3 protein-coding genes are annotated in these 8,352 nt (G+C 35.2%); all 3 read left to right on the top strand.

Annotated features, from left to right (window positions below):
* Positions 1–591, top strand: a 591-nt coding sequence (locus HN894_15520) for a T9SS type A sorting domain-containing protein (GenBank protein MBT7144731.1), incomplete at its 5' end; no start/stop codon positions are given.
* A gap of 189 nt (positions 592–780) precedes the next feature.
* On the top strand, positions 781–2,820 hold the full coding sequence (locus tag HN894_15515) for a hypothetical protein (GenBank protein MBT7144730.1): 2,040 nt from the start codon (positions 781–783) through the stop codon (positions 2,818–2,820).
* Positions 2,821–3,691: 871 nt separating this feature from the next.
* Complete coding sequence (locus tag HN894_15510; GenBank protein MBT7144729.1) at positions 3,692–8,191, top strand: PKD domain-containing protein; 4,500 nt, start codon at positions 3,692–3,694, stop codon at positions 8,189–8,191.
* Positions 8,192–8,352: the final 161 nt, after the last annotated feature.

Below are 8,352 nucleotides of genomic sequence, written 5' to 3'. Positions count from 1 at the left end.
AATATGACTTTGGGTATTCCAAAAACAGCATGGGAAACAAAACCGGTAATGATTAGTGAGATCGGAGTATTTAGTGTGAGTGGTTTGCTTGTAGGATCGGGAGTTTATACAGGTAAAAATCTTGCAATTTCCATTTGGGGCGACGATGAATTGACTGAAGAAATTGATGGTTTGACAGGAAAATTTACCTTAAAAATTTGGAATGGCGAATCCTTAAATTTATCGGGAGAGCAAATTCTTGAAATCGAAACTTGGCTCGAAGGCGATGATTTTTATGAAACCAATAAAATTTCGGTGGTTGAAAAAATATCGAATATCGAACACCGACTAACGAACATCGAAATTTTCCAAAACACGCCAAATCCGTTTTCCGAAACCACTGAAATTGGTATTTTTCTTCCTGAGAAAACTTTTGTAGAAATTGAGCTTTTTAACCTTATTGGCGAAAAAATTGAAACAATACAGTCGCAAAACTATCCTCACGGAAAACATACAATTATTTACGAAAGAAAAAAATTGTCTGCCGGGACGTATTTTTATAGATTAAATTCAGGAGATTTTTCTGAAACGAGGATTATGAGTATTAAGTGATTTGTTTGCATACAGTTCAGTTATCCGATGACTAAAAGTAATCGGAGAAATTTTACTTATGTTTTTTTGTTCCCATTGTGATATAAGATATTCTTTGCAACTGTCAAATAACTAGCTAAATATAAAAACAAATTCTTTTGCAGAATCACATTTGTTTTATTATATTTGCAATAATAAATTAGATTAATTATGAAAAAAGCTTTACTATTATTAATCGCAATTTTATTTTATCAAAATATTTTAGCCCAGAATCCTTGCCCTAACACTCCAACAGTTACTGACTTTGATGGCAATGTTTATAATACAGTGCAAATTGGGAATAAATGTTGGATGAAAGAAAACCTCAAGACTACACATTATGCAAATGGCACTGCATTAGTTGATGGAACTAATGCCGGCAATATTCATTATGATTATACTACTAATTATTATTTCGATTATGATGATGATACTTCAAATACTATAGTTTATGGAAAACTTTACACATGGCCGGCAGTAATGAATGGTGAAGCAAGTAGCAATTTAGCCCCAAGTGGAGTACAAGGTGTATGCCCAACCGGATGGCATGTTCCGAGTAAACAAGAATGGTTTCACTTGCAGAATTATTTAGGTGGATATTGGCCAGCTGGTGGAAAACTAAAAGAAACTGGTACAACACATTGGATTAGTCCAAATTCAGGAGCTACAAACATTTCTGGCTTTACAGCCTTACCAGGAGGTTATAGAAATTTTTCAGAGTTTGAAGAAATAGGAATGTATGCTCGTTTCTGGTCTTCCTATGCAGGTAATGGTATCGGACACCATTCATGGAATAGTACGGCACATTATAATTTTACAACTAATGGGCTTGCATTCACTACTTGGGAATATGGTATGAGTGTTCGTTGCGTAAAAGATCCAATTTTAAATGTAAAGTATGAAGTGTCTAATGTAAGTTGTAATGGATTCTCAGATGGAGCAATTAATGTAACAATTGAATCTGGAATGCCTCCTTTTACTTTCCTTTGGTCAAATGGAGCAACCACTGAGGATCTTAGTAATTTGTCAGCAGGATTCTACTCTGTAACAATTACAGATATCCTAGGTATAGTTGCGGAAAACAATCTCACACTTACTGAACCAGATGAGATTGAAATTTCAGAAACCATTGTTCAACTGTCCAGCACAGGAGCAACTGATGGCGCAATTGATATATCTGTTTTAGGAGGAACCGTACCGTTCTTCTACCTATGGAGCTATGGGTATAGTACGGAAGATATTGATAACCTTGCTGCAGGAATTTATTCTGTAAATGTAGTAGATGCAAATGGATGTAGTAAAAATAAAAGTTTCGAAATTGCAGAACTTATTAATACAGATCCTACAAATTGGACATATACTGTTACTTCTACAAATCATTCAATACATATTCAAGATACAATTCCAATAACAATAAATGGCATTCAAATTGAATCCGGCGATTATATTGGCGTATTCTTTGATTCCCTAGGGACATTGGTTTGTGGAGGATATCAGATTTGGGATAGTACAAATACTACAATAACTGCATGGGGCGAAGATATTGGAAATGATGGATTTGATATTGATGAAGTCTTTAAATGGAAAGTATGGCAGATTTCAACTCAAATAGAATTTGATTTTTTTTCAGTTTCATACAATACTATCTCATTTCCTGATTCAGGTAATTTTGCAATTAATGGGATAAGCGGAATTTCAACATTGGATTTCATATCTTCGGAAACTCAAACTTTATCAATTTCTCCAGGTTGGAGCATTATTTCAACATATATTGACCCATTTGAATCCAATATTGATAGCATTTTCCAATTAATTCAACAAGAAGTAATAATTATCAAAAATGACTCAGGTCTTATATATTGGCCTTTATATGGTGTTAATAATATTGGAAATATTTCAGTTGAAGATGGTTATCAAATTAATATGACATCGTCTCAAAATATTGATATTGTTGGAGTTCTGGTTGATCCTCAAAATTTCCCTATTCAAATTTCTTCCGGATGGAGCATTATTGGTTATACCAGAACATCTCCGGCTGCTATTGCTAGTATGTTATCTGGAATTAGCAGTAATATAAATATTGTTAAAAACGGTGCAGGTCAAATATATTGGCCACAGTTTGGCATTAATTCTATTGGCAACATGAACCCCGGCGAAGGTTATCAAATTAAAATGAATAATGCAGCAATTTTGACTTATCCGCCTAACTAAGCTAAGGTTCAAAACTGATTAAGTAGGCTAAATCTTTTTTTGAGGTGCTGAAGAGAAATGTATTGGTGGCAGCTATCTTTAATCTAAAATGCTAAATTGCATTATCATAGGCTGTTCTTCGAAAACCTTAGGAAACAAACTCCTTCGAAAGTTTCATGAAAATAACCTTTTTTGCCATCTAAAGGTAAATTGAATTTGTAAAAGACTAAAAGCCCGATTTGCGTTTTTACATGTTATTGTATACTGAATATTAACAATTTAGATTAATTTTGTTTTCTTTCTCTTGATAAAAAGAAAGAAAAATCTAGGCTACAGATAATTTTGGGACAATACTAATTTCTCAATACTCCCCGTAAGTAAAGTTACCAAAAAATATAAAATGAAATTTTCACTTTCAGAAAACGAGAATTTCATTGTTTACCGGCAAATTTCAATAGTTGTTCCCACCAAAATAATTTTTATCAAAATTATAGGCGTTGGCCTGAAAAAATGGCGGGCGGGGGCTGGCATGTGGGTGGTAGCATCATTTTTTCTTGACTTTTTGTTACTTTTGTGTCAAGACAAAAGTAAATGATAGGACAATAAACTGAACTTGATATTTCATAATTATAGGGTGAAAGTTAATTTCCAGTACCTCAAAAAAAGATTTGGCCGAAATTGTTAAAAAAATATATTTCTTAAAAAAATAATTAATTTTATGAGCTTGAAATTTTGATGTATTTGCTTATGGGGACTTCTATAAATAGTAAATTTCAAGGCGTAAGGAATTTCAAAACCGCAGTTTACTATTGTAAATGAGGATTTTGAAATTTTGAAACAACGAAGAAATTTACATTTTTAGAAGTTCCATTATAAATTTAATTTTAAGATAATGAGAAAACCAATACTTTTAGCAGCCTTAGTTTTATTAGTGATGATTTCTATGGGACAAGAAGCCGGCAATCTTGCTTCTCAAAATAATGAAGTTTGTCAAAACTATGAAGTAGTTAGCAATAGCACTTCTCATCCTACTGTACCCAACCAGAGGACTGCAAATCTACAATTTAATTACCCTGTGAATACAAGTATTACAAATCAAGCAGGAATTGAAACAGATGGTTCATTTTTTTATGTAACAGTGTGGAATAGTTCAGCAATATTAAAATACTCAATGACAGGAAACTACATAAGTCAATTTTCTATTCCGGGAGTAAGCGGATTGCGCGATTTAGCCTATGATGGCACCTACTTTTATGGCGGCAATGCTGGTTCTGCAATTTATGAAATGGATTTCACCACAGGAACTTTAGCCGGTGTAATTAATTGCCCTGCAGGAACAGAAGTACGAAATATTTGCTACAACGGCAACGATGCTTTTTGGGTTGGAAACTGGGCAACTGATTTAAGTTTAATAAGTCGTACGGGGCTATTGTTAAATTCAATTTCTGCCCAATCACATGGATGCACCGGCATGTATGGCTCTGCTTACGACAGTATCTCAATAGGTGGACCATATGTTTGGATAATTGAGGCAAACACAAGCCAAAATGCTGTTGATCTTAAAAAAATTAATATTGCTTCCGGCAATCAAACCTTTCAATATAATATTCTTCCGGATGTTGGTTCAGGCACTTTGGGTGGCGGATTATTTATTGAGCCAAACATTTTGGCAGGCACAGTTACTCTTGGTGGTTTAGTGCAAGAAACTGCAATTTTTGGATACGACTTAAATTCATTTGTTGATAGCATAGATGTTGGTATTACAAATATTCTTACTCCAATTTCCGGAACATCACTTACTAATAGTGAGCAAATATCGGTAAACATTCAAAATTTTGGTTCGCAAAGTATAAGCTCAGGTTTTAATGTTGCATATTCTGTTTCCGGAGCTAATCCAATTGTTGAAAGTTACACTGGCACGCTTGGTGTAGGTCAAAGTGTTGTATTTACGTTCAACCAAACGGCAGATTTTTCTACACCGGGAATTTATGAATTAATCGTTGCTACATCATTGTCAGGCGATCAAAATGCAAATAATGATACTATCACTACAACATTGGTTACATTAAGCAATATTATTCCAAAATTGCCACTTGTCGAAGAGTTTAATGCAGCTGGTAGTTGTTCCCCATGTTGCAGTTTAGAACCGTTCTATCAGACAAATATTATTCAGAGTGGGAATAGCTGTGCTACAATCCGTTATGGCTGTCCCTGGACAGGTTATACCGATCCATATCATACTACTGAGGATTCAGTAAGGTATGCCTATTATGGCGTAAATGCCGTTCCAAATGTCTCTTTTAACGGTGGAGCTCCAGAGCATCTTTCCATAATCACAACATCACTCATTACGAACAGCTACAATACAGAATACTCAGTATTTTTCATGGATGTATCTGCTCAAATTCTTGGCAACCAGGTTGTAACTGAAGTTGATGTAATTCCTCAAATTAATATTAACACTCCCACAGCAGTTTTGCAAGTTGTCATTGTTGAAAACGAAACCTATAATAATGTAACTTGCACAGAGGTAAATCAAGTCCTTTATACAATAAAAAAAATGCTGCCAAATGAATTAGGTACCCCGCTTGGTTCACTAATGGCTGGGAATGTGTACACCTTTCCGTTTTCTTATACCTTTCCTGTTGGAAACACGGTTGAAGATTTCTCAAACCTATCAATAGTTGCCTTTATTCAGAATAATGCGAATCACGCTGTTCATCAATCGGCCAGAACAATTGTAGATACTGCAATTACTCTGTCTGCCTCTTTTGAGGTTGATACAACTGCAGGTTTGGTAGGCAGCTCATTTAATTTTACCGACCTTACTACAGGAACAGCAAATTCTTGGTTATGGGATTTTGGTGATGGTACAACAAGTACATTGCAAAATCCCAGTCATACCTACCTAAGCGAAGGTCTTTATACTGTAAGTCTTATAGCATCAAATTATTTCGATTCAGATACTGTAGTTTACACAGATTATATTGAGCTTGCTTATACTCAATCCTGGAATTATAATATTACAGGCACAAACCATACTATTCTTGTTCCGGCTACAGCCACCATAACGATTGATGGAAATCCTATTCAAAATGGTGATTATATTGGTGTGTTCTATGGTCTTCCGGGAGGTGGTCTTGCTTGTGGAGGATATATGGAATGGACAGGAAATTTGAATTCAATTACAGCCTGGGGAGTAGATATTGGAGGCGACGGATTTGCCAGCAACGAAGTTTTTAAATGGAAAATATGGCAGAGCTCTACAAATGTTGAATATGATGCTACAGCAGTTTACAACATTAACTCCATGTTTCCAAATGATTCTGTATTTATAGTGAATGGACTTAGCGGAATTGTTTCATTATCTGCTTTCTCCTTAAAAGATATTGGTATTGAAAGCATAATTTCTCCGGTATCAGATTGCAATTTGTCCAATTCAGAGGCTTTAACAGTAAGTATTAAAAACTTTGAGCAAACAGATTTAAATGACACTTTTACTATAAAATATTCATTAGATAATGGTTTGACCTGGTTTAGTGAAATCTACAATGGGCCTGCAATTCCGGGCAACGATATTATGAATTATACTTTTTCGACATATTTAAATTTGCAGTCGCCGAACACCTATCAATTGCTTGTAAAAACAGAATTGTTTGCTGATATTGATGCTTCTAACGATGCCCAAAGTTCTACTATTGAAAATTTGACATCTCCTACAGCATATGCAGGACTTGGGAATGAAATATGCGGAACAACTTACGAATTGGATGCATCACTTATAGGGCAACAATATACTAATGCTTATTGGTCAACATCATTTTTAGGTGCCGATTTCGACAATGAGTTCGATCCTGCAGCAACTATTACAATACCTGATAGCTGGTCGGAACCGGGAGAGCCTTTAGCTGGTAGTTTCGGAGATTCTGCTTTTGTTACTGCTGCCGTTATATGGAATATTTATGCATATACCTGCCATTCAAGCGATACATTAGAAATCACATTTTATCAAACTCCTACAAGCAATGCTGGTCAAGATGATGTTATCTGTAGTTTGAATTATGATTTTGCTGCAGAATTTACTACCGGTAATTCTACCGGCGAGTGGAGTATGATTGATGGTACCGGCACTGCAAACTGGCTAAATGGAAATAATACTGCTCCGAATGCCAGTGTAACAGTTTCTGAATATGGATTAAAAGCATTTCAATGGATTGAATACAATTCAGGAAAACCTTCATGTAGCGATAAGGATACTGTTTATATAGAATTCGTACATTTCGATTTTGAAGCTCAAACTGAAGATTTATCACTAATTGGTGCCAACGATGGCACAATTGAAATATCTGTTATCGGTGGAACTCCTCCATATATATATATCTGGAGCAATGGCGAAACAACAGAAGATTTATACTCTCTTGCAATTGGAATCTATGACCTGACTATAAGCGATAATAACGCTTGCAACCTGACAGGGACTTTTGAAATTTTCGACCCCGCACCAAATTGGTCATATACTATCAGCTCTTCAAATCATACAATTCTGATTCAAAACATAACTCCAATTACTATAGATGGAGTTCAGATTGATTATGGAGATTACATAGGAGTTTTTTATGATTCGCTCGGAACATTGGCTTGTGGAGGTTATCAAGTTTGGGAAAATACCACAACCTCGATAGCTGCATGGGCTGCCGAAACCGGATTAAATAACGGCTTTGTTACAGGAGAACAACTTAAATGGAAAATATGGGATGCTTCAGACGATTTGGTATATGACGCTGTTGCAGACTATATGCCAATGCCTCCAATGCTAAATCAAGGAATTTTTGCAGTAAACGGATTAAGTGGCTTACTATCTTTGACTTCAGTAGTATTAAGTGAATCACAGGAAATTGCATTGCTACCGGGTTGGAGTTTTTTTTCAACATATATTGTATCGGACGAGCCTTCTTTAGATTCAATTTTTACTGATATAGTTACAAATGTTGAGATTGTGAAAAATTACCTTGGACAAGCTTATTGGCCTGCATGGGGCATAAACATGATAGGAAATATTTCGAATTGCGAAGGCTATCAAATAAAAACAAGCCTTGCAGATACCTTGATAATTACAGGTTTATCAGTAGAGCCGGAGAATACAACTTGCAATATATTGGCAGGGTGGTCATATATTTCGTATTTAAGAAAAACACCCGCTTCAATAGTTGTTATGTTAAGCGCAATTGCAAGTGATGTAGTCATTGTTAAAAACTATTTAGGCCAGACATATTGGCCCGTATATGGCATTAATATGATTGGAAACATGGTTCCGGGCGAAGCTTATCAGATAAAAATGTATAACGCTGTAATATTAACCTATCCGGCAAATGAGGTGAACGTATCGAAATAAACATGTCGGCAGGAATGTATTTCTATTGATTAATTTCAGGAGATTTTTCTGCAATGAGAATTGTGAGAGTTGAATTATTCCTTTGTTACTATTACAAGAAATCTAATTGCCTGAATACCAGACCTGACAGATTTTGAAAACCTGTCAGGTCTTTTCAATTT

The organism is Bacteroidota bacterium (assembly GCA_018692315.1).
Lineage (GTDB): Bacteria > Bacteroidota > Bacteroidia > Bacteroidales > JABHKC01 > JABHKC01.
The sequence above is the reverse complement of the archived record's forward strand: the minus strand, read 5'-3'. Positions and strand labels throughout refer to the sequence as shown.